The organism is Nostoc sp., assembly GCF_036917465.1.
Lineage (GTDB): Bacteria > Cyanobacteriota > Cyanobacteriia > Cyanobacteriales > Nostocaceae > Nostoc.
The window spans coordinates 156,274-182,948 of sequence record NZ_JBALDL010000087.1 but is presented as its reverse complement, the minus strand read 5'-3'; the positions used below and the strand labels follow the sequence as shown (position 1 = coordinate 182,948).

Here is a 26,675-nt window from a genome sequence, read left to right as displayed (position 1 = left end):
TATGAAACTCAAGTCATTTGCTCTTAAATCTGTTACATTTTGTTTTGCTGCTATTTGTGGAACAGCATCCGCACAAGCTGCAACACTAACGACAATTGTCGATGGAATCAGTAATGCACGGGGTATTAGCTTTGGCCCTGACGGCAGTCTCTACGTAGCAGAGCCTGGTATTGGAGGAAACGGAAATTGCCAACCATCTCCAAGTACGCTGTTTCAGCCTATCTGTGCTGGTAATACTAGTTCACTTATCAAAGTTACACCAGACGGCACGAAACAGCGTATACTTAACAACTTTGAGTCTCTAGCAGAACAACCCACTGGCAACCAAGGCGCTGGTATTGAAGCCGTAGAATTCGATTCTCAAGGAAATGCTTATCTTTTGACTGGCTTTGCTGGTTATCCAGGAAACCGCGATCTAGAAACACTTAACCTTGGCTCTACATCTACTCTCCCACAGGAGCAACTTGCTACTTTCCCACCATCCACACCCGATAAAGTTTTAAATACCCCGCTTTTAGGACAACTGTACAAAGTTGACTTGAACACCGGTTCTCTAACCAGTATTTTTGACTTCGCCAAGTATGAAATCACCAAAAATCCAGACAGTGGGGATGTAGTTACCAATCCTTATGACTTGACTGTTAATGGCGATAGTGCTTATGTCGTTGACGGAGGTGGGAACACTGCTTATAAAATTAAACTTGACGGAAGTGACTTCCAGGCGATCGCAATTCCTAAAAATACTATTAGTAGCTCCGACTTACCACCAGGATTAGAACTACCCCCTGGACTATTAGAAGAGCTTCCAGGAGGAAACATAGCAATTCAATCAGTACCAACAGGTGGTGCAATTGGCCCCGATGGAGCTTTATACGTTGGTGAATATACAGGTTTTCCTTATCCAGAAGGTAAATCGCGGATTTTCCGCATCGGTGAAGATGACAAGCCAGAAGTTTTTCTAGATGGGTTTAACCACATCACAGACCTAACCTTTGATAAGGATGGCAATTTGCTGGTCTTACAGTTCAGCGACACCTCCCAGTTAGGGGGTGACATAACAAACCTACCTGGATCTCTGATCCAAGTTGCTCCTGACGGTACTCGCACAAAACTCGTTGCAGCAGGTGAAGGGCTAGATTCGGCTGATGGAATTGCTATTGGCCCTGACGGCAAGATTTATATTACCAATCGCGGTGTCGGCCCACAACTAGGGGAGGTTGTTCGGGTGGATGGTGTCGTCGTAGAAAAAGTCCCCGAACCTGCCTCAGTATTCGGTTTATTAGCACTTGCTGGTGTAGGTGCAACTGCTGCCTTCAAGCGCAAACGTCCAGAAAGGTTGGGTGAAGAGTTACTAGCTAAAGCAGAGATAGTCTAATTCATCATTACCTGGCTCTGTCAGGTAATGGTTACAGAATAGGCTGCTGCCTCATAGAGAAAGTTGCATTTCGGACAAGAGGCAGCAGCCCAAATTTTAGGATTCCCAAACTGGGACTGGGAACGAAATTAGTCTAGGAACGAGTATACCTCATACAACCAGGACTTAAAACTCATGGGATTAGTCAAAAATTTCTCACTTGCTATTCTCGGTGCCGGATTCACTGTCTTAGCAACATCTGTGCAAGCCAAGTCTCTAACATTAACTTACAACAGTAGCATTGGTAGCCCCGGCTTTGGCCCTGGGGAACTATTTGTTCCCCAAGGTATAGCAGTGGATAGCCAAGGGAATACCCTCATAGCTAACGGACGAGGTGTTAACCCAGATGGTACTCCTAACTACAACGTCGGTGACAAAATTGAAAAATTTAGTCCAAGCGGTCAATATATTGGATCAATTGGCTCCGGCGGCACAGGTCCCGGGCAGTTTGACGAGCCAACAACTGTAGACTTTAATCCAGTAACAGGGGATTTGTATGCAGGTGATGTTTACAACAACCGCGTGAATCAATACGATTCTCAGGGTAACTTTATTAGATCCTTTGCAAATGGACAATTTACCGGTCTGGTAGAGGGTAGATCGTTCTTTGGGCCATCTGGTGTGACATTTGACAAAGCTGGCAACGTGTACATCGGTGATTTTAACGGCGAAAGAATCCTTAAATTCACATCAGACGGACAGCAAATTGGTGTCATTGGTGGCACTACTGGCACTGCACCTGGGCAATTCCAAGGTGTAGCAGGTGTAAGAATTTCCCCCGTTAGTGGAAATATCTTTGTAGCTGACCAGTATAACAACCGCGTTCAAGTACTCGATCCAAATGGTAATCCTCTGTTGGCATTTGGTTCAGCAGGTAGCGGACTTGGACAGTTTCTTCAGCCAATTGGCATCGAAGTGGACGACCAAGAGAATGTTTATGTAGCTGATTCTATCAACAGCCGCGTTCAGGTATTTGATAAAAACGGTAACTTTTTGACTTCCTACGGTGAAAATGCCCGCGATGCATCAGGTAATCCTGTATCGCCTCCAGGATTAACTGATCCTCCTTTTGGCAACCCCCTCGACCTCACTCCCGGCAGATTTAACTGGACAGGTGGCACAAGCTACAAAGATGGCAAGCTTTACGTCGGCGACTTCTTCCAAGGTCGCGTCCAAGTGTTAAACGTAGAAGGCAGACAGCAAGTACCAGAACCTGCCTCGACATTAGGTTTAGCATTGCTTGGATTTGGGGCTGCTACCGTCACATTGCGGAAACGTAGACAACAAAAGCCAGTCTTGAGTTTAGAAGATGTTTAAAAAGTATTTGGCTGTGATTTTAGGCACTTAGAGATCCCCCTTAGCCCACGCCAGTCGCTCATGGGGGAAACCCCCAAGACCGCGCTGGCTCCCCTTAAAAAGGGGGGAACCAGAATCTAAGTCCCCCTTTCTAAGGGGGACTTAGGGGGATCTGAAATGTTTTGCTACCAAGGAGAGGACTTTTCAAACAGCCTCTTAGAGAAAGAACTGCAAAAACAGTGCTAAATAATTACTAATTTGTAGTTTTGTAGGGTGCGTTAGCCAAGGGCATAACGCACCACCTCAATAATTTCGATGCGTTACGCTTCGCGGTAACACTGCTGACTACGAACATTTCAGGTGATTAAATCCGAAAAAAGGGATATGTCTACTGGTTAATACAATAAAGCCAACATTATCAAGGTGCTTCCAGGACATTAACAACTCATGCACATTCTGATTTATTCATACAACTATCATCCAGAACCAATTGGTATTGCACCTTTGATGACTGAACTAGCAGAAGGGCTGGTGAAACGAGGGCATCAAGTGCGGGTAATTACAGGTATGCCTAACTATCCTCAGCGTCAGATTTATGATGGGTATCGAGGTAAGTTATACGTTACTGAACAGAAAAACGGTGTCAAAATTCAGCGTAGTTACCTGCGGATTAAGTCTAAACCTAACCTTGTAGATCGGCTAATGCTAGAGTTGAGCTTTGTGTTTACAAGTTTGCCACAAGCACTCAAGGGTGAGCGACCTGATGTAATTCTTTTAACAGTACCGCCGTTATTAGTTTGTTTACCTGCAACTTTGATAGGTTGGCTATACAACTGTCCTGTAGTACTGAATGTGCAAGATATCCTCCCGGAAGCTGGTGTGCGTGTTGGGCTAATTAAAAACAAGTTGATGATTAAAGCTCTGGAAGCTTTAGAAAAATTTGCTTACCGAACTGCACATACCATTAGTGTAATAGCCGATGGGTTTGTAGATAATTTAATAAATAAAGGCGTACCTGCTAATAAAATTGCCTGCATTCCCAATTGGGTAAATCTAAATTTTATCCGTCCTTTACCGAAAGAGAAAAATTCCTGGAGAGCTACCCATCAACTCGATGGTAAATTTGTAGTACTTTATTCGGGTAATATTGCTCTCACACAAGGTTTGGAAACAGTAATAGAAGCAGCAGCCCGTTTGCGTCATCTAAAAGAAATTGTTTTTGTCGTAGCCGGTGAATCTCAAGCCCTCGAAAGGTTGCAAAAACATTGTCTTGCTTGTGGTACCGATAACGTTTTACTTTTACCATTGGAAGTGCGAGAAAAACTACCGCAAATGTTAGCAGCCGCAGATGTGGGGTTAATTGTGCAGAAGCGGAATGTAATTTCCTTCAATATGCCTTCTAAAATACCACTGTTGTTAGCTAGTGGTCGCCCGATTGTGGGTTCAGTTCCCGCCAGTGGGACTGCTGCGAAAGCTATCAGACAAAGTGGTGGCGGCGTTATCGTTGAACCTGAGTCAGCAGATGCTTTGGCTGCGGCGGTGCTGGATTTATATCATCAGCCGGAATTAGCAGCGCAATTAGGACGTAAGGGAAGAAAGTTTGCGGTAGAAAACTATTCCTTTGAGCAAGCGCTAAACCGATATGAAGAGTTATTTGCTGATGCGATCGCTAAAAAAGCAACAAACTTGGATATCTTACCAGAAATAAGTTCTAAAGAATCACTTGTTGATATTTGAAAGTTGGAAGAAAAATGCCTCTGAAATCCTCTTATTCAGATCATCTGAAAAAAACTGACCAGAGCTTGATCGCCTTACTTAGCGATCGCATATCATTATTAGCAGCATCAGAACAGCCTTCTTTAGATGAACAACTAGCTGATGTCGCTCCCCTACTCGCTCAAGCTGGTATTCCTGAGTCTGTTTGGGCGGGTGTAGTAAAGAGTTGTCATGCCAATATCCCTAAATCTGCCACAAATCATATCATTCCCCGACAAGTTACCATCATCGGTGGACACGGCAGGATGGGAAGATTATTTAAAGAGCAACTTTCTCTAGTAGGTCACAATGTTAGCGTTCTCGAACATGATGATTGGGAATACGCAGATAAACTATTAAGTCAGGCAGAATTAGTATTAGTAAGTGTTCCTATTGAATATACAGTTGATGTTATCAAGCGGGCAGCAAAATATCTTGCTCCAACTACAGCTTTGTCTGACATTACAAGTATTAAGACACAGCCCACTCAAGCAATGCTCGAACACCATTGTGGCCCCGTTATGGGTTTACATCCAATGTTTGGGCCAAATATAAAATCGTTTTTGGGACAAAAAGTGGTAGTGTGTCCAGGACGAAATGATGATTCATTTCAATGGTTATTAGACTTTTTAGAAAGTAAAGGTGGTGAGTTAATTGTTTGCACACCTGAAGAACACGATCAAATGATGGTAGTTATTCAAGCAACGCAGCATTTCTGTAGATTTAGTCTTGGTGTTTTTTTAGCACAAGCAAAAGTTGAGATAGAGCAAAGTTTAACAATGTCAACTCCTAATTATCGTCAAGAAATTGATATTGTGAAACGTCTGTTTTCTCAAAATCCTAATTTATGTGTTGATATTATGCTAGCGACTGAAGAAAGGTGTAATGCTATTAGCTTTTTGGCTAATACTTACAGCCGATTGGCTAGACTGGTGGCTAGGAAGGATAGAGAGGCATTAATTAAAGAGTTTGAAAATACTCAAAGTTTTTTTGAAGGGAAAATTAACAGTTTTCTCCAGCCTTTAAATGCAACGGCTATTCAAAGAGATTTTAAACCACAAAATATTAGCATTTGAATAACAAAAAATATGCTGATAGACATTTTTCACGATACCGTTTGTCCCTGGTGCAGAATTGGGAAAAAGCATCTGTTTGATGCACTAGCCCAATGGCAAGAACAAGAGGTAAATATTCGATGGCATCCCTTTATTCTGGATAATACTATTCCTGCTGACGGATACGAATTTCGCAGCTTTATGCAAGAGAGAAAGGGCATTAAAGCGGAAGAACTGCAACAACTATTTAATGCTACGCAACAAGCAGGTGAGGCGGCTGGAGTTAAGCTAAATTTTGATAAAATTCGTTTGGCTGTCAATACTAAGCTTTCTCACCAACTGATTGCACTCGCACCCACAAATGTAAAAGATGATGTTGTAGAATCTATTTATAGAACTTACTTTGAAGAAGGTTTGAACATCGGAGATATTAAAGTTATTGTTGCCATCGGTACAGCATATCAGATGGATGCTACGGAATTAAGGTTGCAATTAAATGATTGTGATGTGGTTGATGTAGTTATTGCTGAATCAGCATTTGCGCGATTAAATGGCATTAACAGCGTGCCGTTTTTTATCATGAATAATCAAGTTAAGGTAAATGGTTCTCACTCGGTAGAGATGTTTATTGAAGCTTTAAATAGTGCTGCACTTTTAGATATACCTGCAAAAATATGATTGTTGATATCAAGCAAAAAAGTAGATTAATTAATCAACGTGTTTCGGTTACTTTTAACTACGAGGTTTACTTCACCCAAAATTTATTTGAGTTGAAAAACCCCACACTAGCCCAAGTGGTTACGGCAGATGAAGAGACAAAGCCGAAGAAAGTAGTTGCGGTGATAGATGCAGGAATATTAAAGTATCAACCGGAATTGGTGAAGCAATTAGTTGCGTATACCAATTTTTATGGAGAGGTACTAGCGATCGCAGCCGAACCCATGATAATTTCGGGAGGAGAAGCTGCCAAAAACGATCGCACTTTAGTAGAGCAAATCCAGCAACTCATTGAAACAGCCGGATTATGTCGCCATTCTTATGTGTTAGCTATAGGGGGCGGGGCAATATTGGATTTGGTAGGATACGCTGCTGCAACTGCTCATCGGGGAATTCGTCTAATTCGGATTCCCACAACGGTGTTAGCACAAAATGATTCTGGGGTTGGGGTAAAAAATGGCATCAATGCCTTTGGTAAAAAGAACTTTCTCGGCACATTTGCGCCACCTTATGCAGTTATAAATGACTCTGCGTTCTTGACAACCCTAGACGATCGCGATTGGCGTTCTGGCATTGCAGAAGCCATCAAAGTAGCGCTGATTAAAGATGCTAAATTTTTCGATTTTATCCACTCTCACAGCAAAGCCCTTGGGCGGCGAGACATGGATGCTATGCAACAGGTTATCTATCGTTGCGCCCAGTTGCATTTAGAACATATTGCCAATAGCGGCGATCCTTTTGAAATGGGTTCCTCTCGTCCCCTAGATTTTGGACATTGGGCGGCTCATAAACTGGAGCATTTGACAAATTATCGCTTGCGTCATGGCGAAGCCGTTGCGATCGGTATTGCTTTGGATAGCACCTATTCTTATTTAGCAGGATTGCTTGATTGCTCAGAATGGCAACGGATATTAAATACTTTATCGGCGTTGGGTTTCACGTTATATGTGCCAGAAATGACTGAAAAGTTATCACAGCTAGAACATCCTGATTGTTTGTTCCGGGGTTTAACTGAGTTCCGCGAACACTTGGGTGGAGAGTTGACTTTAACATTGCTAAAAAGTATTGGCAAAGCAATTGAAGTTCATGAGGTGAATTTGTTTTTGTACAGGCAAGCAATATCGCTGTTACAGGAATTGTAGGAGGGGATTTTAAACGTAGAGGAACGCTGAGGGAAGCGCAAAGTAATACAGAGGGTTGATATTAATTTTTGAAGCAATATACTACTTTTGATGGAGGCGGATATTTCAAAATAATTTCTTTAATGAGAGTACTAGATAAGCAGTATAAAAAACGAATAAATTGACACCCGATCGAAAAATTATTCAATGTATTATTTGCTTGATATCTAGTATTCTTAAAGAAGAAGCAAAAAGTTTTTAATTACATCCTCTACATATATAGGAATCAGGTTTTCTAAAAATATATGTAGGATGGGTTAGCGAGAGCGTAACGCATCAAACCCTTGATAAGAGTGCGTTACGAACTCCGTTCTAACACAACGCCAGTTGCTACAACGGAGGGAACCTCCCTTCGGGTTCATCAGTCGCCTACAGCGCTGGATTCACCGCAACGCACTGGCTCCCCTACAATACCTAATTTTGTTCAAAAATCAAATATTAATCCTATATACATAGATTCATTTAGATTGATGTTATCCCATCTAAATTTGTTACTAATTCACAAATACAGCACTTTTTAAGTAATTTAAGTACACTACTCCCTACTTTCCATTTCCTACTAATAATTATGATTTTTGATTCCCGTTCCTACAAAACCCTTGGCGGTGTAAGTATTTATCGCTCCATCACCGAAGTGAAGATGGACACCGCTCTCGAAGATATTCTGTTTCATTTAAATTCTCAGCGTGGCGGCTTGCTAAGAAGCAGCTACGAATATCCAGGCAGATATAAAAGATGGGCAATCGGATTTGTTAATCCACCCTTGGAATTAAGTACACAAGAAAATACTTTCAATTTGATAGCGTTGAATGAACGCGGTCAAGTACTTTTACCATTACTATTAGAGTGTTTATCCAACTCAAGCCAACTTGAGCAAGTCACCCTATACAATAATAATATTGTCGGCTTTGTGAAATCTACGAAGAGATTATTTACTGAAGAAGAACGCAGTAAACAACCTTCCGCATTTACAGTTGTCCGCGAAATTTTACACACTTTCTCTAGCCAAGAAGATGAGCATTTAGGATTGTATGGGGCTTTTGGTTATGACTTAGTTTTTCAGTTTGAACCAATTACTCAACGTCTAGAACGTCCTACAGATCAGCGCGATTTGGTGCTTTATCTCCCTGATGAATTGATAGTTGTTGATTACTATCAGCAACGAGCATTTCGTTTACAATATGACTTTGAAACAGCCCACGGCAATACTAAAAATCTGCCTCGAACAGGTGAGTCTATTGATTATCGCGGAAAACATCTTTTCCCAAGTCAAACTGCTGACCATAAAGTAGGCGAGTATGCGAAAAAAGTTGAGTCTGCACTCGATTATTTCCGCCGAGGTGATTTATTTGAAGTTGTTCCTAGCCAAAACTTTTTTGAAGGTTATGAAGATGAACCCAGCAAATTATTTGAAACTTTAAAGGATATAAATCCTAGTCCTTATGGGTTTATTTTTAATTTAGGTGGAGAATATCTAATTGGCGCATCTCCAGAAATGTTTGTGCGAGTTGAAGGGAAGCGGGTAGAAACTTGTCCTATTAGTGGCACTATTCGCCGAGGATTAGATGCTCTCGATGATGCGGTGCAAATTCGTCATTTACTCAACTCCCACAAAGATGAAGCTGAGTTGACCATGTGTACTGATGTCGATCGCAATGACAAATCCCGAATCTGCGAACCTGGTTCAGTCCAAGTGATTGGTCGTCGCCAAATTGAATTATACAGCCATTTAATTCATACAGTTGATCATGTTGAGGGGACACTGCGATCGCAATTTGATGCTTTAGATGCCTTTCTTTCGCACACTTGGGCGGTTACAGTCACCGGCGCACCCAAAAAAGCCGCCATAGATTTTATTGAACAGCACGAACGTAGCGCCCGACGTTGGTATGGTGGCGCAGTCGGTTATTTAAATTTCAACGGCAATTTAAATACTGGCTTAATTCTGCGGACAATCCGATTAAAAGACTGCATTGCTGAAGTGCGAGTCGGTGCTACTGTCCTTTATGACTCCATACCCCAAGCAGAAGAACAAGAAACAATTACCAAAGCGGCTGCTTTATTTGAAACGATTCGCCGTGTTAAGCAAAGCAGTCAAAAAATTGATGAATCCAGTTCGATAAAATCAACTAAAATCCTTCCAAGTCCAGCAACTGGCAAACGCATCTTACTAATAGATTATGAAGACTCATTTGTTCATACATTAGCTAATTACATTCGCCAAACAGGTGCAAGTGTCACCACATTACGTCATGGTTTCTCAGAATCGCTATTCGATACAGAACGCCCTGACTTAGTTGTATTATCTCCCGGCCCTGGTAGACCAAGTGATTTTCGGGTTCCCCAGACTGTCGGTGCTATTCTTCACCGCAAAATTCCTATTTTTGGAGTTTGTCTAGGGCTGCAAGGCATCGTTGAAGCTTTTGATGGACAACTGGGAGTTCTCAACTATCCTCAACATGGAAAATCTTCACGGATTTTCGTTACTGATTCCGATTCCGTAACCTTTAATAATTTACCAGAATCCTTTACCGTGGGTAGATATCACTCATTGTTTGCTCTCCCGGAGCATTTACCGAAAGAACTGAAGGTGACAGCGATTTCTGATGACAACGTAATTATGGGCATTGAACATCAGACACTTCCCATAGCCGCAGTTCAATTTCATCCAGAATCAATCATGACTTTAGCGGGAGAAGTCGGTTTAGAAATCATTAAAAATGTGGTGCGTGCATATACAACGAAAGAGTTATTGGGCATGGGGCATAGGGCATAGGGCATTGGGCATTAGTTATTTTTCCCCTGCTTCCCCTGCTTTCCCCTGCTTTCTCCACTCCCCAGGTATTTTATGACTAACCAAGTTGCTACTTCCCGCCATATTCTTGAAGAGATTGTGTTGCATAAAAGGCAAGAAGTTGCACAGATGCAGCAGGAATTTTCTTTAGCTTCCTTGCAGCAGCAGTTAATTACTGCTCCACCTGTCCGAAATTTTTTAGCTGCTTTACAACAAAATCCTAACCAACCTAGCTTAATTGCCGAGGTAAAAAAGGCATCACCTAGCCGTGGGATTATTCGGGCAGATTTTGACCCAGTAGCGATCGCTCAAGCTTATGAACGGGGTGGTGCAGCTTGTCTATCTGTCCTCACCGATTGTAAGTTTTTTCAGGGCAGTTTTGACAATCTGCGGCGTGTGCGATCGTCGCAGGTTGCATTACCTCTACTGTGCAAAGAATTCATCATCGACCCCTATCAAATCTATCTAGCACGGACAGCAGGTGCAGATGCAGTTTTGTTGATTGCCGCTATTTTATCAGACCAAGAACTACAAAACTTTCTGCAAGTGATTCACGATTTGGGCATGAATGCACTTATAGAAGTCCATACTTTGGCTGAATTGGATAGAGTTCTTAAGCTTGACGATTTACATTTAGTCGGAATCAACAATCGTAATCTAGAAGATTTTACGGTTGATTTAAAAATAACACAGCAACTTTTATCACAACGGCAGCAATATTTGCAAAGTTTGGATATCACTGTTGTCAGTGAGTCTGGACTGTATACACCTGCTGATTTATCTCTAGTCGCTGAAGCTGGTGTGCGTGCGGTTTTAGTCGGAGAGTCTTTAGTTAAACAAAGCGATGTAGAACAAGCTGTGCAGAGTCTTTTAAGGCTTTCTTAGAATACAGACCTAACCCCCAACCCCTTCCCTGCAAGGGAAGGGGAGTAAGATTCAAAGCCTCTCTCCTTTTAGGAGCTACGGTGTAACACCCAAAATCGTTGGAGATCCCCCTAAATCCCCCTTAAAAAGGGGGACTTTAAGAGAGTTTTGCCCCCCTTTTTAAGGGGGGTTGGGGGGATCAAAAGGCTCTGGGGCAACTCTAGAAGACTTGTGTATACACCGTAGCAAAGTGTATTCCATGCAAGCGAGAAGCGCTATATTACTTCAAAAAATGAAGCTCTGATACTCGTTCACGGAGCTAAAAGACTCGTTCACGGAGCTAAAAGACTCGCTGACGGAGATAAAAGACTCGCTGACGGAGATAAAGGACTCGTTCACGGAGCTAAAAGACTCGTTCACGGAGCTAAAAGACTCGTTCACGGAGATAAAAGGCTCGACAACAAATATAGCGTGGGTATCGCTAATTCCTAAATGTTGATTCCTTCAAAACTATTAACTAATCATTAACTATTTTTCAAAATGACTTCTATCTCTGATTGTTTTCAAACTTTACGCGTTAGCAAAGCTTCTCCGCAGGAGACACGCCAACAGTGTGCTTTAATCCCCTTTATCACAGCAGGCGATCCTAACTTAGAAACCACTGCCCAAGCTTTACGCATCTTAGATCGCAATGGTGCTGACTTCATCGAGTTAGGCATTCCCTACTCCGATCCTCTCGCAGATGGGCCTGTAATTCAAGCAGCCGCAACTCGCGCTTTGCAAAAAGGCACGAAATTAGAGCAAGTATTAGAGATGTTGCAAACTGTAACTCCTACCCTGAAAGCGCCAATCATTCTATTTACTTATTACAATCCTATTTTGCACCGGGGTATTAAGACATTTTTGGCACAAATTGCTGCTGCTGGGGCGCGAGGCTTAGTAGTGCCAGACTTGCCCTTAGAAGAGGCAGAAGAATTAATCCAGACTGCTGCATCTTTTGGGATTGAGGTAATTTTACTTGTAGCTCCTACCAGTTCTAAAGATAGGATTTTAGCGATCGCTCGTCAATCTCAAGGTTTTATCTACCTAGTAAGTGTTACAGGCGTTACAGGTATCCGCGCTCAAATCCAACACCGCGTAAAAGATTTAATTACAGATTTGCGAAGCGTCACCGATAAACCCATCGGCGTTGGTTTTGGTATTTCGGGGCCAGAACAAGCGCATCAAGTAATGGAATGGGGAGCAGATGCCGTGATTGTTGGTAGTGCCTTTGTCAAACGGTTAGCCGAAGGTAGCCCAACCGAAGGACTACAAGCTGTAGAACAACTTTGTCAAGAACTTAAAACAGCCATTACAGAAAGTCGGCGCGAAAGTCCATCTCTTCAAGAGGTGCGATAAATTCACCCGCAGATATGGCGAGTAAGGAATTATACAGCTTTGCAGTTGAGTCCAATATAGACCTAACCCCCAACCCCTTCCCTACTAGGAAAGGGGAGTAAGATTCAAAGCCTCTCTCCTCTTAGGAGAGAGGTTTGGAGAGAGGTCAAAACTGTACTGCCCCTCTGCTCCCCTGCTCCTCTGCTCCCTTCCCCCTGCTTCCATTAAGATCATGAAATTCCTGCTGAAATCTGTCAAAATATTCATTTATAGCTTACTTATAGTTAGCACTTGTGCCTTTGCAGTCTTCGCCCACGATCGCATTGACTATAGACAAGACAAAAACTATGGGTATGAAAATCTTCGAGGGCAATACGCTCACTTAGCTGTAAGAAAGAACGTAACCAACCTGACACCAAGAGAGAAAACAGCCTTCGTCAAGGCTATCAAAACCTTAAAAACTACAATTACCGCAGGTAGCAAGGTCAGTATTTACGACCAATTCGTTGCCATACATCTAGGGGCAACACGCCTAATTCATAATCATAAAGGACATTCCGATGGTTCAGTTCAGGAACTTGCTCATGAAAATGCTGCCTTTTTCCCTTGGCATCGAGAATATATCCGCAGATTTGAACAAGCTTTGCAAGCAGTAGACCGAACTGTAACTCTGCCATACTGGGATTGGACAGACCCCAAATCACTTGATGTAGTTTTTAACGATGACTTTCTTGGTTCTAACGGTCAAGGAGCAACCATCGAAATTCCAAATCAGGGAGATTTTACAGGCGGGGCTGTACAAACTGGGGCTTTTGCTGCTGCAAATGGTTGGGTTATGAATCCAGAATTAAACCTTGACCAAGATACCGGAACATCATTAGGGACATCACTTATACGCTTTCTCAAAGTACCTCCTGCCAGTGATTACCCAGTGCCTAAAAAAGATGTTGAGCGGGCGCTGAGTCTTAATGACTATTCTCTATTTCGCCCCGCATTGGAAGGATTTATCTCTGTAGATGAGCAGGGTCAAGTCACCCCCGGAGGATTCATCCACAACTACATTCATGGCTTAGTGGGTGGGGCGCAGATAGACGCAAGTACGATCCCCGTAAAGTTTAAGGGTTTGGGGACTATGAGCAATATACCAAGTTCTCCTTACGATCCAGTGTTTTGGTTGCATCATGCCAACATAGACCGCCTCTGGGCTGAATGGCAAGAAAACGGTCATCAAGGTAGCGATTTCTATCCTGCCGATGGTCAGCCTTACGGACACAATCTTAAAGACCTAATGTGGCCTTGGGACGGCGGGATGTCTATCCCCAAAGCTACGGCGTTAGGAAATTTAGTATCCCTATTACCAAAATTTAACCGTAGCGATTTGGTGCGCCCTATAGACGTTTTAAATCACAGGGAACTGGGCTATACCTACGAAACCTGGGAAAGGAAAACGCAAAGATAATTGCTCTTTTCTCTGTGTTCTCTGCGCCTCTGTGGTTCAACAAAATACTTTTAAACCGCAGAGGCAAAAGAGACGCAGAGATTTTAAGAGTCACCTTGAATAAAACGAAAGTAAAAAATAAAGGATTTTAACCAATGGTAAGCACCCAAGAGATCAAGACTGCAACTATCCAACCAGATTCTTTAGGCAGATTTGGAAGATTTGGCGGTAAATATGTCCCTGAAACCTTAATGCCTGCATTAAGTGAATTAGAAGCAGCATTTCATCAATATCGCAACGAGCCGAGTTTCCAAGCAGAACTGCAAAACTTACTGCGTGATTATGTCGGACGACCCAGCCCCTTATATTTTGCTGAACGCCTGACAACAAACTACGCTAGACCAGATGGCACAGGGCCGCAAATCTATTTAAAGCGTGAGGATTTAAATCATACAGGCGCTCACAAAATTAATAATGCTTTAGCTCAGGTGTTGCTAGCTAAACGCATGGGTAAGCAACGGATTATTGCCGAGACAGGTGCAGGACAACACGGCGTAGCAACTGCAACTGTGTGTGCGCGGTTTGGTTTGAAATGCGTGATTTACATGGGCATCCACGATATGGAACGCCAAGCCCTGAATGTGTTCCGCATGAAGTTAATGGGGGCAGAAGTGCGTCCAGTAGAAGCAGGTACGGGAACTCTCAAAGATGCAACTTCTGAAGCAATCCGAGATTGGGTGACGAACGTCGAAACAACCCATTACATCCTTGGTTCAGTTGCCGGGCCTCATCCTTACCCGATGATTGTCCGTGACTTCCACGCGGTAATTGGTGTAGAAACTCGCGCTCAATCCGAAGAGAAATGGGGAGGATTACCAGATATTTTACTGGCTTGCGTGGGTGGTGGTTCCAACGCGATTGGATTATTCAATGAATTTGTCCATGAACCTTCCGTGCGTCTAATTGGAGTCGAAGCGGCGGGTGAAGGTGTAGAGACAGAAAAACACGCTGCTACCTTGACAAAGGGAAGAATAGGTGTATTGCATGGTGCAATGAGCTATTTACTGCAAGATGATGATGGTCAAGTCATCGAAGCTCATTCAATTAGTGCCGGATTAGATTATCCCGGCGTTGGCCCTGAGCATAGTTATTTAAAGGATCTTGGTCGCGCTGAATATTACAGTGTGACTGATAAGCAAGCCTTAGAAGCATTTCAAAGACTCTCGCAACTAGAGGGAATTATCCCAGCTTTAGAAACTGCTCATGCGATCGCATATCTCGAAACCCTTTGTGCGGAGTTAGAAGGCAATCCCCGCATTGTCATCAATTGTTCCGGCAGAGGTGACAAAGACGTTCAAACTGTCTCAAAAATTCTTAATTATTAGCATTCAAGGGACTTGTAAAGTTTTTTCTCAGCGCTCTCTGTGTCTCTGCGGTTTAGAAAGTAATTGATTTTTAAACCACAGAGGCGCGGAGAACACAGAGTAAAGAGGAATTTATTGACTAAAATTTTGACTCTTAACAAAATGATAGCTGTAACTCAAACTCCACCTGACAAAATCTCCATCACTCCTGAGTTTTACAACTGGCCAGCTTTATTGCAACAGTTGCTAAATCGGCAATCTTTGACGGTTTATCAAGCGACAGATTTAATGCACGGTTGGCTCACAGATTCCATTCCCCATGTTTTATCAGGAGCAATTTTAACCGCAATTCAAGCCAAAGGCGTATCCGCCCAAGAATTAGTAGGCATGGCCAGCGTTTTACAATCCCAATCCCCCCCACTCAGCACTCAGCACTCAGTCCCCCTAATTGACACTTGCGGAACTGGCGGAGATGGCGCTTCCACCTTTAATATTTCCACTGCTGTCGCCTTTGTTGCCGCCGCCGCCGGGGTAAAAGTTGCTAAACATGGCAATCGTTCGGCATCTAGCAAGACTGGTTCGGCTGACGTACTGGAAGCTTTGGGGATAAATCTCAACGCCACACCTGAGAAAGTACAAGCCGCAGTGGGTGAGATTGGAATCACCTTTTTGTTTGCTCCCGGTTGGCATCCTGCACTCAAAGCGATCGCAACTTTGCGAAAAACTTTGAAAGTGCGGACTGTTTTTAACTTACTCGGCCCGTTAGTAAATCCGATGCGGCCGACAGGGCAAATTATTGGGGTGAACGATCCGCTTTTACTAGAGGAAATTGTGCAAGCTTTATCGCAATTGGGATGTCAACAAGCGATCGCACTTCATGGACGCGAACGTTTAGATGAAGCTGGTTTAGCAGATGTCACTGACTTAGCTGTACTCCAAGATAAAAAGGTGCGTTCTCTAACGCTGAACCCTCAAGAACTTGGTTTGAATTTTGCCCCCACTGCGGCATTGCACGGTGGAGATGTCCAAGAAAATGCCGAAATTTTGAAGGCAGTTCTCCAAGGTAAAGGCACGCAAGCGCAGCAAGATGTTGTCGCTTTAAATACAGCTCTAGCACTCCAAGTTGGTGAAGCCATTCATGGGGAAACGGATATTTTAGTTGGTTGTGTTAAAGGTATTGTCCTTGCTAAAGAAATTCTGCAAAGCGGCGCAGCTTGGACAAAACTAGAACAACTTGCTGAATTTTTGCACGACGAATCGCCAAGGTAGGGACACAGCAATGCTGTACCCCTACGAACGGACTGTATTACACCCACAAACTATACACAAGGAAAAACAAATGATTATCATACTTAAGAACGGTACACCTGCTGAAGAAATTACTCGCATCAGCGAAGAACTGAGTGAAACTTGGAAAGTCACCGTAGAAAAAAGCATTGGCACTCATAAAGTTGTACTAGGACTAATTGGTGATACCACTAGCATCGATAAATTACAGGTTCAGGAATTTAGCCCTTGGATTGAGCAAGTATTACGAGTGCAACAACCTTTCAAGCGGGTAAGTCGAGAATTCCGACATGGAGAAGCCAGCGAGGTTGTCGTACCTACACCCAACGGTGATGTCTATTTTGGCGAACATCACCCCATCGTCCTAGTAGCTGGCCCTTGTTCCGTTGAAAATGAAGCGATGATTGTCGAAACAGCAAAGCGTGTTAAGGCAGCAGGAGCGCACTTTCTCCGTGGTGGAGCTTACAAACCTCGCACTTCACCTTATGCCTTTCAAGGTTATGGTGAAAGCGCTTTAGATTTATTAGCAGCAGCGCGGGAAGCTACTGGTTTGGGTATCGTCACAGAATTGATGGATGCTGCCGATTTATCAGCAGTGGCGAGAGTCGCTGACATAATCCAAATCGGGGCGCGGAATATGCACAACTTCTCGCTGCTCAAAAAGGTAGGCGCTCAAGATAAACCTGTGCTACTCAAGCGGGGGATGTCTGCCACAATTGACGAGTGGTTGATGGCAGCAGAATATATTTTGGCATCTGGAAACCCAAATGTAATTCTTTGTGAGCGGGGAATTAGAACCTTTGATGGTAAATATGCCCGGAATACTCTAGATTTATCCGTGCTTCCGGTATTGCGATCGCTAACCCATTTACCGATTATGATTGATCCTAGTCATGGTACTGGTAGATCAGAATATGTTCCATCAATGGCAATGGCTGCGATCGCAGCTGGTACAGATGCCTTAATGATTGAAGTTCACCCCAATCCTGCAAAAGCTCTATCTGACGGGCCTCAATCTCTCACCCCTGATAAATTTGACCGCTTAGTTCAAGAAATGTCAATTCTGGGCAAAGTAGTCCATCGCTGGTCTACACCTGCATTTGATAGCATTAATGACAAGCGCATTCTTTTCACGCCAGAACTATCAAAGTAGACAGAGTGTAATCTAAGCTAATTTTTTGTGAATGGCTAAACCCGCTCAACGGATTTTTTAAACAAAACAGGGCTTACGCAAAAAATAGTCCAAACGTAGATTTTCTGGTAGGGGTAATTCATGAATTACCCCTAGCGCGTGTATTTCTGCGTAAGTCCTACAAAAGAATCTTTTTAATTAAAAATTCAGAGATCCAATGTCTTTATAGTCAAATTTGATATTGGAGATAAAACCAAAAGATATCTGAAATATTTCAACACTGTATTTGCTATGAAATTGAGTATTTACAATCGGCAAATCAATGTTATGGCTATAGAAGAGTCATGATAGATTATGCTTTTATATACTATATAAATTCATAGTTAGCCTCTAGCCAAAGAGGTTTTTAAAGCCCAAAAAAATCTATCTAGAGATAAATTACTAAAATTTGCAAACTAGCTTAGGGTATATGGAGCCTCTGTAATCAGTATTGGTTGTTCTCAGACATTTTCATGCCCGATATTAATTATTCCCAATTACTGCGTTATGGCAATACTGTATTAATTGTCACGTTGGCATTAGTGCTAATGTTGATGCTAAACCCCTGGTTAAGCATGAGTGGAACACCTTTCTTGCTGTTTTTTAGCGCTGTAATGGTGAGTGCTTGGTATGGTGGTTTGAAATCAGGGCTATTAGCAACTTCCTTGTCTGCATTACTCAGCGATTACTTCTTTCTCTCGCCAGCTTATGAATTGAGTTTTGACCTATCTAATTCTGTGCGAATTGGCTTGTTTGCATTACAAGGATTGCTCTTTAGTATCATCTGTGAAGAATTAAAGACTGCTAAAAAACAGGCTGATGGAAATTTACAAAAACTGAGAATTAGTGAAGAACGATTTCGATTAGCGTTAAGCAGTTCAGATATTGTGGTCTTTCAACAAGATCGAGATTTGCAATATCAATGGATTCATAATCCCCAAGGTCTAGATACTGCTCAGGAAATGTTAGGTAAGCCTGATGATGAACTATTTCCAGCCTCAGTTGCAGAGCAATTGAAGGCAATTAAGCTGAAGGTAATAGAAACAGGTATTTCAACCCATGAAGAGGTTTATCTGACAATTCATGGAGAAGATCGTTACTATGATTTCCTGGTTGAACCACTGAAAGATACAGATAATAGTATTCATGGTATTACTTGTGCGGCTGTGAATATTACTGAGCGCAAGCAGGCAGAACTAGAAAAATCTAGGTTGCATCAAGAACTTCAACAAGCCGTTAAACAAAAAGATGAATCTTTGGCGTTGCTTGATGCTTGGCTTACTAGTTCACCAGTGGCGCTGGCTTTTCTCGATACTGAACTTCGCTATGTTTACACGAATGAGGCGCTAGCTGCCATTAACGGTGTACCACAAAGTCAACATATTGGTCGCACCTTTAGGGAAGTATTACCGGAATGGGCAGCACAAATTGAGCCTGTTTTTGAGCAAGTGATGGAAACTCGGCAGCCTTTACTCAACCAGGAAGTGAGCGGTGAAACCTATCCGTCTGGGGTGTATCGTTATGGTCTTGTTAGCTACTATCCGGTGTGTTTACCGGATGGCCAGTTATTGGGAGTAGGCATTAGTTCAATTGATATTACTCAACTCAAACAAACTGAGCAAGCATTAGGGGAAAGCGAAGTGAAGTTTCGCAGCGTGGTTGAGTCAAATATGATTGGTATTGGCTTCTGGGATACAGACGGTAGAATTACAGAAGCGAATGATACCCTGCTGAATATGGTCGGTCATACCCGTGAAGACTTACTTGCCGGAACGCTTCGCTGCCAAAACCTAACTCCTACAGAGGATGTGCAACTCGATAAGCAAGCACTGACTCAATTTCAAGATAGCCCTTTTTGCATACCTTATGAAAAGGAATATATCCGTAAAGACGGCTCACACTTCCCGATTTTGATAGGTGCTAGCCACTTTGAAGGGACTGTAGATAGAGGAGCTTTTTTTGTTCTCGATATTACAGAGCGTCAGCAGGCTGAAGAAAGACTCCGTTATATCGCGCAAGTTAGTAACGTCCTATCTACTTCACTAGATTATGAAGAAACCTTAGAACAAATTGCCAAAATCTCAGTTCCCGAACTAGCTGATTGGTGTAGCGTTGATATTTTAAATGAAGATGGTTCCATTCGTCGTCTACCCATTGCCCATGCAGACCCATCAAAGGCAGAGTTGGCGCGTAAACTTCAGCAATATACGACAGATTACAAGGGTGTAAGTGCGATTACTAGAGTGCTGCAAACTGGGCAAAGCGAATTAATTCCAGAGATATCTGACTCGCTATTAGTGGCAAGCACTCAGAATCAGGAACATTTAGAAATTGTTCGACAATTGGGAATGAAGTCTGTAATGATTGTGCCGTTAATTGCACAAGGGCGAGTTCTCGGTTGCATTAGCTTTGTAACTGCCGAATCAAAGCGTCGCTACGATCGCACTGACCTTACTTTAGCAACAGATATTACCCATCGTGCAGCCTTAGCAGTAGAAAATTCTCGACTTTATCAAGATAGCCACCAGACTTTAGTTCATTATGCCGAATCTCTATCTCTTCTAGATGCACTCCTAGAAGCTGCTCCTGTTGCTGTATGCTTTTTGGATCGGGAACTGCGATATATCCGAATTAATCAAGTTTTTGCTAACATTAACGGTTTGACCATAGAAGAACATTTAGGACGTAAATTTGGGGAAGTGTTGCCAGCAATGGCGGCTGAGTTGGAGCAACAGTTACAGCACGTTTTGGATACTGGAGAACCCCTGCTGAATGTAGAAATGAGCGGTGAGACACGGGAACAACCCGCACGTTACGGCTACTGGCTGGGCAACTATTACCCAGTCAACAACGCAATGGGCGAAACGGTAGGAATTGGGATTATTTTGGCAGATGTAACAGCAGCAAAGCAAACAGAAGTAGCTTTACGAGAAAGCGAAGAAAAGTTCCGAGCAATGTTCAACCAGGCAGCTGTCGGCATTTCTCTGGTAGCGTTGGATGGACAATTTATTCAAGTTAATCCTGCCCTATGCGAAATTACTGGGTACAGCCGTGAAGAGTTAATCGAATTAAACTTTCAAGAAATTACCCACCCTCACGACTTAGCAATTGATTGGGAAAATGCTCGGCGAGTTTTAGCAAAAGAAATTAGCGGTTATTCTTTAGAAAAGCGCTACATCCGCAAAGATGGTTCTATACTTTGGGCAAACCTAACTTCATCAGTAGTTTGGGATACTAATGGACTTCCAAAGTATGCATTAGGCATTATTGAAGATATTAGCGAACGCAAACAAGTTGAAACGACACAACAGTTTTTAGTCGAGGCCAGCACCTTACTAGCTGCCTCATTAGATTATGAAATTGCTTTAGAAAACGTGGCTAATCTAGCAGTTCCTACCTTAGCTGACTGGTGTATTGTAGATGTTTTCCAAGAAGATTGGTCAAGTAGACAAATTGCGATCGCAATTGCCGATCCCCGCAAAGTAAATATTTTAGAGGAAATTCGACGGCGTTATCGACCCAAAGCTAGAGCCAAACTGCTTGTGCAACAGCTAAAGCGAGGAATATCTGCCTTTTACTCCGAATTATCTGACTCTAATGTTGTAGACATGGCTGAAGATGATGAACATCTGCAATTGCTGCAAAGCCTGGGTATTCGTTCTCTAATGGTGATTCCAGTTCGTTCCCGTGGGCAATTATTTGGAGCAATCTCCTTTTTCACAGCCGAGTCAGGCCGATACTACCAACAGACAGACTTGGCTTTAGCAGAAGATATTGCTCGTCGGGCGGCCACAGCCATCGACAACGCCAGACTTTATCAAGAAACTCAAAGGTCTGTCAATCGCACCATACTTTTACAAAGAATAACTGCTGCCTTCTCGGAAGCCTTAACTCCCCAACAGGTAGCCAATGTAGTGGTAAACCAAGGCATTGCCGCCTTGGAAGCCACTGGTGGTTCCGTTGTCTTACTTGCTGAGGGAAATACTACCCTAAAAGTTGTGCAAGCAATTGGCTATCCGCAAACGCTCATAAATACTTGGGCAACTTTTCCCATCACATCACCTAACCAAATAGCAGAAACAGTCAGAACTGGACAGCCGATTTTTTTAGAAAATTTAGCAGCCATGATTGCTAGATATCCCGACTTAGCAAATGTTGTGACTGTTATGGGGAATAATTCTTGGGCTTCCATTCCCTTGATTGCAGAAGGTAAAGTAATTGGGGCTTTGGGATTAAGCTTTACCACTGGACAAATATTTAACAAAGAAGAACAGGGATTTATGTTGACACTGGGGCAGCAGTGTGCGCAAGCGATCGCTCGCGCTCAACTTTACGAAGCCGAAAAAACCGCCAGGGCGCAAGCTGAGACAGCCAACCGCATTAAAGATGAATTTCTCGCTGTCCTTTCCCATGAACTCCGAACTCCGTTGAATCCGATTTTAGGGTGGGCAAAGTTACTCAGAACCCGCAAGTTTGACGAAGCCACTAAAATCCGGGCATTGGAAACAATCGAGCGGAATGCCAAGTTACAAACCCAATTAATTGGGGATTTACTTGATGTTTCGCGGATTTTACAAGGTAAGGTAAGCTTAAACCTTTATGCAGTGGATTTGAAAATAGCGATCGCAGCTGCACTAGAAACAGTGCGTTTAGCAGCAGAAGCCAAATCAATTGAAATTAAAACGGTGTTAAGTAATGATATCGGCAAAGTTCTCGGCGATAGCGATCGCTTGCAACAAGTAATGTGGAATCTCCTTTCCAATGCCGTTAAATTTACACCCACAGATGGAGTTGTACAAGTGCGTCTAGAGCAAGTTGGCTTAGATGCTCAAATCCAGGTGATTGATACAGGCAAAGGAATCATCCCGGAATTTTTGCCCTACGTCTTTGACTACTTCCGCCAAGCAGATGCTAAGACAACCAGAATATTTGGGGGACTAGGATTAGGACTGGCAATTGTGCGCCATCTAGTAGAACTTCATGGTGGTACAGTTCAGGCAGAGAGTTTGGGAGAAGGGCAAGGGGCTACTTTTACAGTTAGACTACCTTTGCTAAAAAATTCTCAGTTGCGAGTTAGTAGTGATGAGGCTTCTCAAGCAGAACTCAATACTGACGACACATTACTGGCTGGAGTCCAAATATTGCTTGTGGACGATCAAGCTGATGTGCGAGAATTTTTTAGCTTTGCGCTAGAACAATATGGTGCGACTGTAACCGCAGTTGAATCAGCAGCCGAAGCACTGGAAACATTAGCCCAATCAAAGCCAGATATTCTGTTAAGCGACATTGGAATGCCCTTGATGGATGGCTATATGTTGCTGCGCGAGGTGAGAAAATTACCACCAGAGCAAGGGGGGCAAATTCCGGCGATCGCACTTACAGCTTATGCTGGAGAAATCAACTACAACCAAGCAATGGCGGCAGGATTTCAAAAACACCTACCTAAACCTGTTGATCCAGGTGAATTAGCTACAGCGATCGATAAACTAATTCGTAATTCGTAATGACGCTTCGATAATATTCAATTACAATGCAACCACGCCCAAAACCCACGGCGAGAAACCACTGTGTACTATGCTGATGCTCTGACGGATTGTTGAACTTGCGATCGCACTATTTCCAATGATATTGATTTGGGATTTTGTAAAATATTTCTAGCTAGACGATTGAGAAAACTTAGGTAATCGTCAATTTCTTCGTAGCTATCTAGCTCTTGTTCTTCTTCTGGGTGGAGTGGAGAAATTTGTTGTTTGGCTAGTAAAGCTGCAATGCGATTTTGGACAATGTTAGAAGCTCTAAATATAGGTATTCCTTCTTGCAACTCGATACTGATTGCACCTTCTAAAGGAAAAGTAGCGGGTAGACTTTGAAGGGTTGGTAGTAATGGAGGTGTCATAGATTTGGCATTGATTTTAGGATTTTTACCTTTACGAGTTTCTGATAAAATATCTATATCAATTAAAGATTTTCTCACAACTAACTTTAGTCTCTATAATTCCTGTGTTTTAAAATATCTGTAACCATTTCATCAACTAATTCAGAATCATTAGCCCATTTGCCAATAGATGAATCATTAAGAACTTCTGGTTGAGTAAGATGATCAATCATTGCTTTAATTAAATCTGATACTTGGCAATTATTGGTTTGTGCCAATTGGTTGATTTTTGCAAGTGTTTCTTCGTCAAGTTCTATTTCTAGTTTTTGCATAAGTGATATTGATTGTATTCTATCGCAACAATGCACTAAACCCTGCTTGAATAAAATGAATATCTAATGATCGTGTTCACTTGACCAATCTTCTAGTGCTTCATAAGTTCCTGCCATTTCTTCAAGCAGATCCCAAGCATTTTTATCAGTTGTTTCTGTCTGTTTTTGTTGAGCAATAATCTGGATGGTATAACGAGTATTGGGTTCTAAATTAATGGTTTCTTCGGGATAAAAAGCTGAACCATCGTAAGTTACTGTTAATTTTTCTAGCATACTTGAATCTCTTGTTTTTTGTCTTTAATATTATAACCTTCCTTATTAACTCAACGTACAAGATAAGGGATGCCTGGGTTGGGTGTAGCGATCGCACTTTGCACGTATCGCTTGACTTTTAAGAGATTCGCTATAATATTGCACTCTATAAAGTCTCTTATCTACCTAAGACAAAATCACCGCCGAAACCAAGCGCGTACCCAACGCCACAACCGACGCAACCACGCCCAAAATGCACGGCGAGGAACTATAAGCGTTTTTGGTTGAGAAAGACGCTCAATTGCGTTGTTGCAATCTTGCACTTTAGCATCAAGTCCCATCGCCTGACAAAGTTCACGGGCATTGCGATAAGCACCCAGCGCATCTGATTCTCGGTTGACGTTTTTTAATGACAGACCTAAATTAAACCATGCGATCGCTTCGCCATTGCGATCGCCTATGTCCCTTTTGATTTCCAAAGACTGCTGGTGGAACTCAATCGCCCCTTGGTACTGTCCCAGCAAGTAGTAAGCATTGCCCAAACCGATTAAGGAAGCACTTTCGCCGTTGCGATCGCCTATTTCCCTTCTGATTTCTAAAGACTGCTGGAAGAACTCAATCGCCCGTTGGTACTGTCCCAGCGAGTAGTAAGCATTGCCCAAATTGTTTAAGGAATTACCTTCGCCATTGCGATCGCCTATTTCCCTTCTGATTTCCAAAGACTGCTGGAAGAACTCAATCGCCCATTGGTACTGTCCCAGGGAGTCGTAAGCATTGCCCAAACCGATTAAGGAAGCACCTTCGCCATTGCGATCGCCTATGTCCCTTTTGATTTCCAAAGACTGCTGGAAGAACTCAATCGCCCCTTGGTACTGTCCCAGGGAGTCGTAAGTACTGCCCAAATTGATTAAGGAATTACCTTCGCCATTGCGATCGCCTATCTCCCTAGATATTTCCAAAGACTGCTGGAAGAACTCAATCGCCCGTTGGTACTGTCCCAGGGAACGGTAACCATTGCCCAAATTGCCCAAGGAAGTACCTTCGCCATAGCGATCGCCTATATCCCTTTTGATTTCCAAAGACTGCTGGGAGAACTCAATCGCCCGTTGGTACTGTCCCAGTGAGTAGTAAGCAGTGCCTAAATTATTGAGAGTAGCCCGATAATTCCAGTTTTCTCGCTCATCAATTTTGTCCCAAGCTGCTATCAACTGTCCCCATAAGTCAACTTGATCGGTGTAATAGCCCCGCAAGGTTAAAAAATTATCGCAAAAATTTAATACATCGAATGCCGTGTCATAATTTTCTAGTTGATACCAATGATGAAAAACTTCTAAATATTCTTTGATATCTTCTTTAGTCCGCCAAGGTTGTTGTTTAACATTTAAAAGATAGTAATTGATAGCTCGTTGATGCACTTCAGTCTGATTTCCAGCCTGATACCGCACATACTCCAACACCACTGGCTGAAACTCAAACCGCCTCTTACCATTGAGTTTTTCTAATAGCAAAGAACGCTTAACCAGATTCCTCAATTCTCCCTCAATCTCTGTTTTTGAACTTCCCGGCAACACTGCCACAGCTGCTGTACTTTCAACAGCACCACGATAAACACTAATATTCAGCAATAAAGCCTTTTGTAACTCATTCAAACGATTAAAACTGGCATCCAACACCAACACCATCCCCACATTTTCCCGGCGATGGATACCTACCACTTGAGAATCTGTCAACAACTGCCGCAAATTTCCTAAGCCTAAATCTGCTAATCTGCTTAAATTCGGGTCTTGTGAATATTCTTCCGTTAATAAATCTGCAACCAATTTCAACAGTAGGGGATGCCCATCTACTAATTCCACAAACTGCGTTAAATCTCCGCGAATGCCTAATGCAGTTAACAGTGCTACCCCTTCATCTACTTGCAAACCTTTCAGGGATAGCCACTCAAAGCCTTTTAATTCTGGTCTTTCCCTGGTGGTGACTAGCACCTTACTATTACTGCCATGTTCCACCCATGCTTGGAAAAAGTCGCCGTAAAATAGACTTCCCCACTGTCTATCAGGTTGTAATAAACTCTCCAGGTTGTCTATAATCAGTAAAAATTGCCCAGAACGTAAACATCTAACCAGCGCCTCTACTAACTGCGCTTCTTGTTCTGGAACGGGAAAGCCAAACTCTGTTAATACTTTCCTTGCTAAATCGCTAAAACTTGCCCCATAACTGACATCAGCCCAAAATCGCTTGGGAAAATCGGCAATTTCATCATAAATTTTTGTAGCCAGCATCGATTTACCTGTGCCGCCGATGCCTTCTATACCGATTAAAAAGGTATTTTCATCAGTTAACCATTGCTGTATTTGGGCAATTTCTGCTGTTCTTCCTTGCCAGTAAGCCAAACTTTTACCGGGATTCCCGGCTTTGAGAACCCGCAGCGATTCTACTTTGGTGCTGCGTTCTAGCAACTCCAATATTTCTTGCTGTGCAGCACCAAGAATAGTAATATTGG

The 26,675-nt window shown here is 42.8% G+C and carries 18 protein-coding genes; 14 read left to right on the top strand and 4 right to left on the bottom strand.

Annotated elements, in window-relative coordinates; translation table 11 throughout:
• The first annotated feature begins 1 nt into the window (after window position 1).
• From V7K38_RS22985 to V7K38_RS22920, 14 genes are all read left to right on the top strand, one after another.
• Complete coding sequence (locus V7K38_RS22985; RefSeq protein ID WP_334860977.1) at window positions 2–1,375, top strand: ScyD/ScyE family protein; 1,374 nt, start codon at window positions 2–4, stop codon at window positions 1,373–1,375.
• Between the two features lie 174 nt (window positions 1,376–1,549).
• On the top strand, window positions 1,550–2,731 hold the full coding sequence (gene scyF / locus V7K38_RS22980) for a scytonemin biosynthesis PEP-CTERM protein ScyF (RefSeq protein WP_334860975.1): 1,182 nt from the start codon (window positions 1,550–1,552) through the stop codon (window positions 2,729–2,731).
• Between the two features lie 426 nt (window positions 2,732–3,157).
• Complete coding sequence (locus V7K38_RS22975; protein ID WP_334860973.1) at window positions 3,158–4,447, top strand: glycosyltransferase family 4 protein; 1,290 nt, start codon at window positions 3,158–3,160, stop codon at window positions 4,445–4,447.
• A 14-nt stretch (window positions 4,448–4,461) separates the two neighbouring features.
• A complete protein-coding gene (gene tyrA / locus V7K38_RS22970; protein WP_334860971.1) occupies window positions 4,462–5,541 on the top strand; it encodes a bifunctional chorismate mutase/prephenate dehydrogenase in 1,080 nt (359 codons plus the stop codon).
• A gap of 12 nt (window positions 5,542–5,553) precedes the next feature.
• Window positions 5,554–6,198 carry a DsbA family oxidoreductase gene (locus tag V7K38_RS22965; RefSeq protein WP_334860969.1) on the top strand — a complete coding sequence of 215 codons (645 nt, stop codon included), beginning with the start codon at window positions 5,554–5,556 and terminating at the stop codon, window positions 6,196–6,198.
• The gene (locus V7K38_RS22960; protein ID WP_334860967.1) at window positions 6,195–7,379 is read left to right on the top strand and encodes a 3-dehydroquinate synthase; all 1,185 of its coding nucleotides are present in this window, start codon (window positions 6,195–6,197) and stop codon (window positions 7,377–7,379) included. The genes V7K38_RS22965 and V7K38_RS22960 overlap by 4 nt, the downstream gene beginning before the upstream one ends.
• A gap of 607 nt (window positions 7,380–7,986) precedes the next feature.
• On the top strand, window positions 7,987–10,194 hold the full coding sequence (locus V7K38_RS22955) for an anthranilate synthase (RefSeq protein ID WP_334860965.1): 2,208 nt from the start codon (window positions 7,987–7,989) through the stop codon (window positions 10,192–10,194).
• 72 nt (window positions 10,195–10,266) lie between these two features.
• On the top strand, window positions 10,267–11,097 hold the full coding sequence (trpC, locus tag V7K38_RS22950; RefSeq protein ID WP_334860963.1) for an indole-3-glycerol phosphate synthase TrpC: 831 nt from the start codon (window positions 10,267–10,269) through the stop codon (window positions 11,095–11,097).
• Between the two features lie 519 nt (window positions 11,098–11,616).
• On the top strand, window positions 11,617–12,474 hold the full coding sequence (gene trpA, locus V7K38_RS22945) for a tryptophan synthase subunit alpha (RefSeq protein ID WP_334860961.1): 858 nt from the start codon (window positions 11,617–11,619) through the stop codon (window positions 12,472–12,474).
• 211 nt (window positions 12,475–12,685) lie between these two features.
• Window positions 12,686–13,912: a tyrosinase family protein gene (locus V7K38_RS22940; protein ID WP_334860959.1), complete on the top strand. Its 1,227-nt coding sequence runs from the start codon at window positions 12,686–12,688 to the stop codon at window positions 13,910–13,912.
• A 134-nt stretch (window positions 13,913–14,046) separates the two neighbouring features.
• A complete protein-coding gene (gene trpB / locus V7K38_RS22935; protein WP_334860957.1) occupies window positions 14,047–15,276 on the top strand; it encodes a tryptophan synthase subunit beta in 1,230 nt (409 codons plus the stop codon).
• Window positions 15,277–15,417: 141 nt separating this feature from the next.
• Complete coding sequence (trpD, locus tag V7K38_RS22930) at window positions 15,418–16,524, top strand: anthranilate phosphoribosyltransferase (RefSeq protein WP_334860955.1); 1,107 nt, start codon at window positions 15,418–15,420, stop codon at window positions 16,522–16,524.
• Between the two features lie 70 nt (window positions 16,525–16,594).
• Window positions 16,595–17,695, top strand: a complete 1,101-nt coding sequence (aroF, locus tag V7K38_RS22925) for a 3-deoxy-7-phosphoheptulonate synthase (protein WP_334860953.1) — start codon at window positions 16,595–16,597, stop codon at window positions 17,693–17,695.
• A 491-nt stretch (window positions 17,696–18,186) separates the two neighbouring features.
• Complete coding sequence (locus V7K38_RS22920; protein WP_334860951.1) at window positions 18,187–23,217, top strand: PAS domain S-box protein; 5,031 nt, start codon at window positions 18,187–18,189, stop codon at window positions 23,215–23,217.
• 68 nt (window positions 23,218–23,285) lie between these two features.
• On the opposite strand, the gene V7K38_RS22915 is transcribed toward V7K38_RS22920, so the two are convergent.
• From V7K38_RS22915 to V7K38_RS22900, 4 genes are all read right to left on the bottom strand, one after another.
• A complete protein-coding gene (locus tag V7K38_RS22915; RefSeq protein ID WP_442940794.1) occupies window positions 23,286–23,687 on the bottom strand; it encodes a hypothetical protein in 402 nt (133 codons plus the stop codon).
• A gap of 8 nt (window positions 23,688–23,695) precedes the next feature.
• Window positions 23,696–23,920, bottom strand: a complete 225-nt coding sequence (locus V7K38_RS22910; RefSeq protein ID WP_334860949.1) for a hypothetical protein — start codon at window positions 23,918–23,920, stop codon at window positions 23,696–23,698.
• A gap of 63 nt (window positions 23,921–23,983) precedes the next feature.
• Window positions 23,984–24,193, bottom strand: coding sequence for a hypothetical protein (locus V7K38_RS22905; RefSeq protein ID WP_334860947.1), 210 nt, complete (start codon window positions 24,191–24,193; stop codon window positions 23,984–23,986).
• A 176-nt stretch (window positions 24,194–24,369) separates the two neighbouring features.
• Complete coding sequence (locus V7K38_RS22900) at window positions 24,370–26,637, bottom strand: tetratricopeptide repeat protein (RefSeq protein ID WP_334860945.1); 2,268 nt, start codon at window positions 26,635–26,637, stop codon at window positions 24,370–24,372.
• Window positions 26,638–26,675 lie beyond the last annotated feature (38 nt).

Bases quoted from the DNA above. Each gene is read 5' to 3' on its own strand.
- trpD (WP_334860955.1), top strand. From the start codon at position 15,418: ATGATAGCTGTAACTCAAACTCCACCTGACAAAATCTCCATCACTCCT.
- V7K38_RS22920 (WP_334860951.1), top strand. From the start codon at position 18,187: ATGCCCGATATTAATTATTCCCAATTACTGCGTTATGGCAATACTGTA.
- V7K38_RS22910 (WP_334860949.1), bottom strand. From the start codon at position 23,920: ATGCAAAAACTAGAAATAGAACTTGACGAAGAAACACTTGCAAAAATC.
- V7K38_RS22965 (WP_334860969.1), top strand. From the start codon at position 5,554: ATGCTGATAGACATTTTTCACGATACCGTTTGTCCCTGGTGCAGAATT.
- tyrA (WP_334860971.1), top strand. From the start codon at position 4,462: ATGCCTCTGAAATCCTCTTATTCAGATCATCTGAAAAAAACTGACCAG.
- V7K38_RS22940 (WP_334860959.1), top strand. From the start codon at position 12,686: ATGAAATTCCTGCTGAAATCTGTCAAAATATTCATTTATAGCTTACTT.
- aroF (WP_334860953.1), top strand. From the start codon at position 16,595: ATGATTATCATACTTAAGAACGGTACACCTGCTGAAGAAATTACTCGC.
- V7K38_RS22905 (WP_334860947.1), bottom strand. From the start codon at position 24,193: ATGCTAGAAAAATTAACAGTAACTTACGATGGTTCAGCTTTTTATCCC.
- V7K38_RS22975 (WP_334860973.1), top strand. From the start codon at position 3,158: ATGCACATTCTGATTTATTCATACAACTATCATCCAGAACCAATTGGT.
- scyF (WP_334860975.1), top strand. From the start codon at position 1,550: ATGGGATTAGTCAAAAATTTCTCACTTGCTATTCTCGGTGCCGGATTC.
- V7K38_RS22955 (WP_334860965.1), top strand. From the start codon at position 7,987: ATGATTTTTGATTCCCGTTCCTACAAAACCCTTGGCGGTGTAAGTATT.
- trpC (WP_334860963.1), top strand. From the start codon at position 10,267: ATGACTAACCAAGTTGCTACTTCCCGCCATATTCTTGAAGAGATTGTG.
- V7K38_RS22960 (WP_334860967.1), top strand. From the start codon at position 6,195: ATGATTGTTGATATCAAGCAAAAAAGTAGATTAATTAATCAACGTGTT.
- trpB (WP_334860957.1), top strand. From the start codon at position 14,047: ATGGTAAGCACCCAAGAGATCAAGACTGCAACTATCCAACCAGATTCT.
- V7K38_RS22985 (WP_334860977.1), top strand. From the start codon at position 2: ATGAAACTCAAGTCATTTGCTCTTAAATCTGTTACATTTTGTTTTGCT.
- trpA (WP_334860961.1), top strand. From the start codon at position 11,617: ATGACTTCTATCTCTGATTGTTTTCAAACTTTACGCGTTAGCAAAGCT.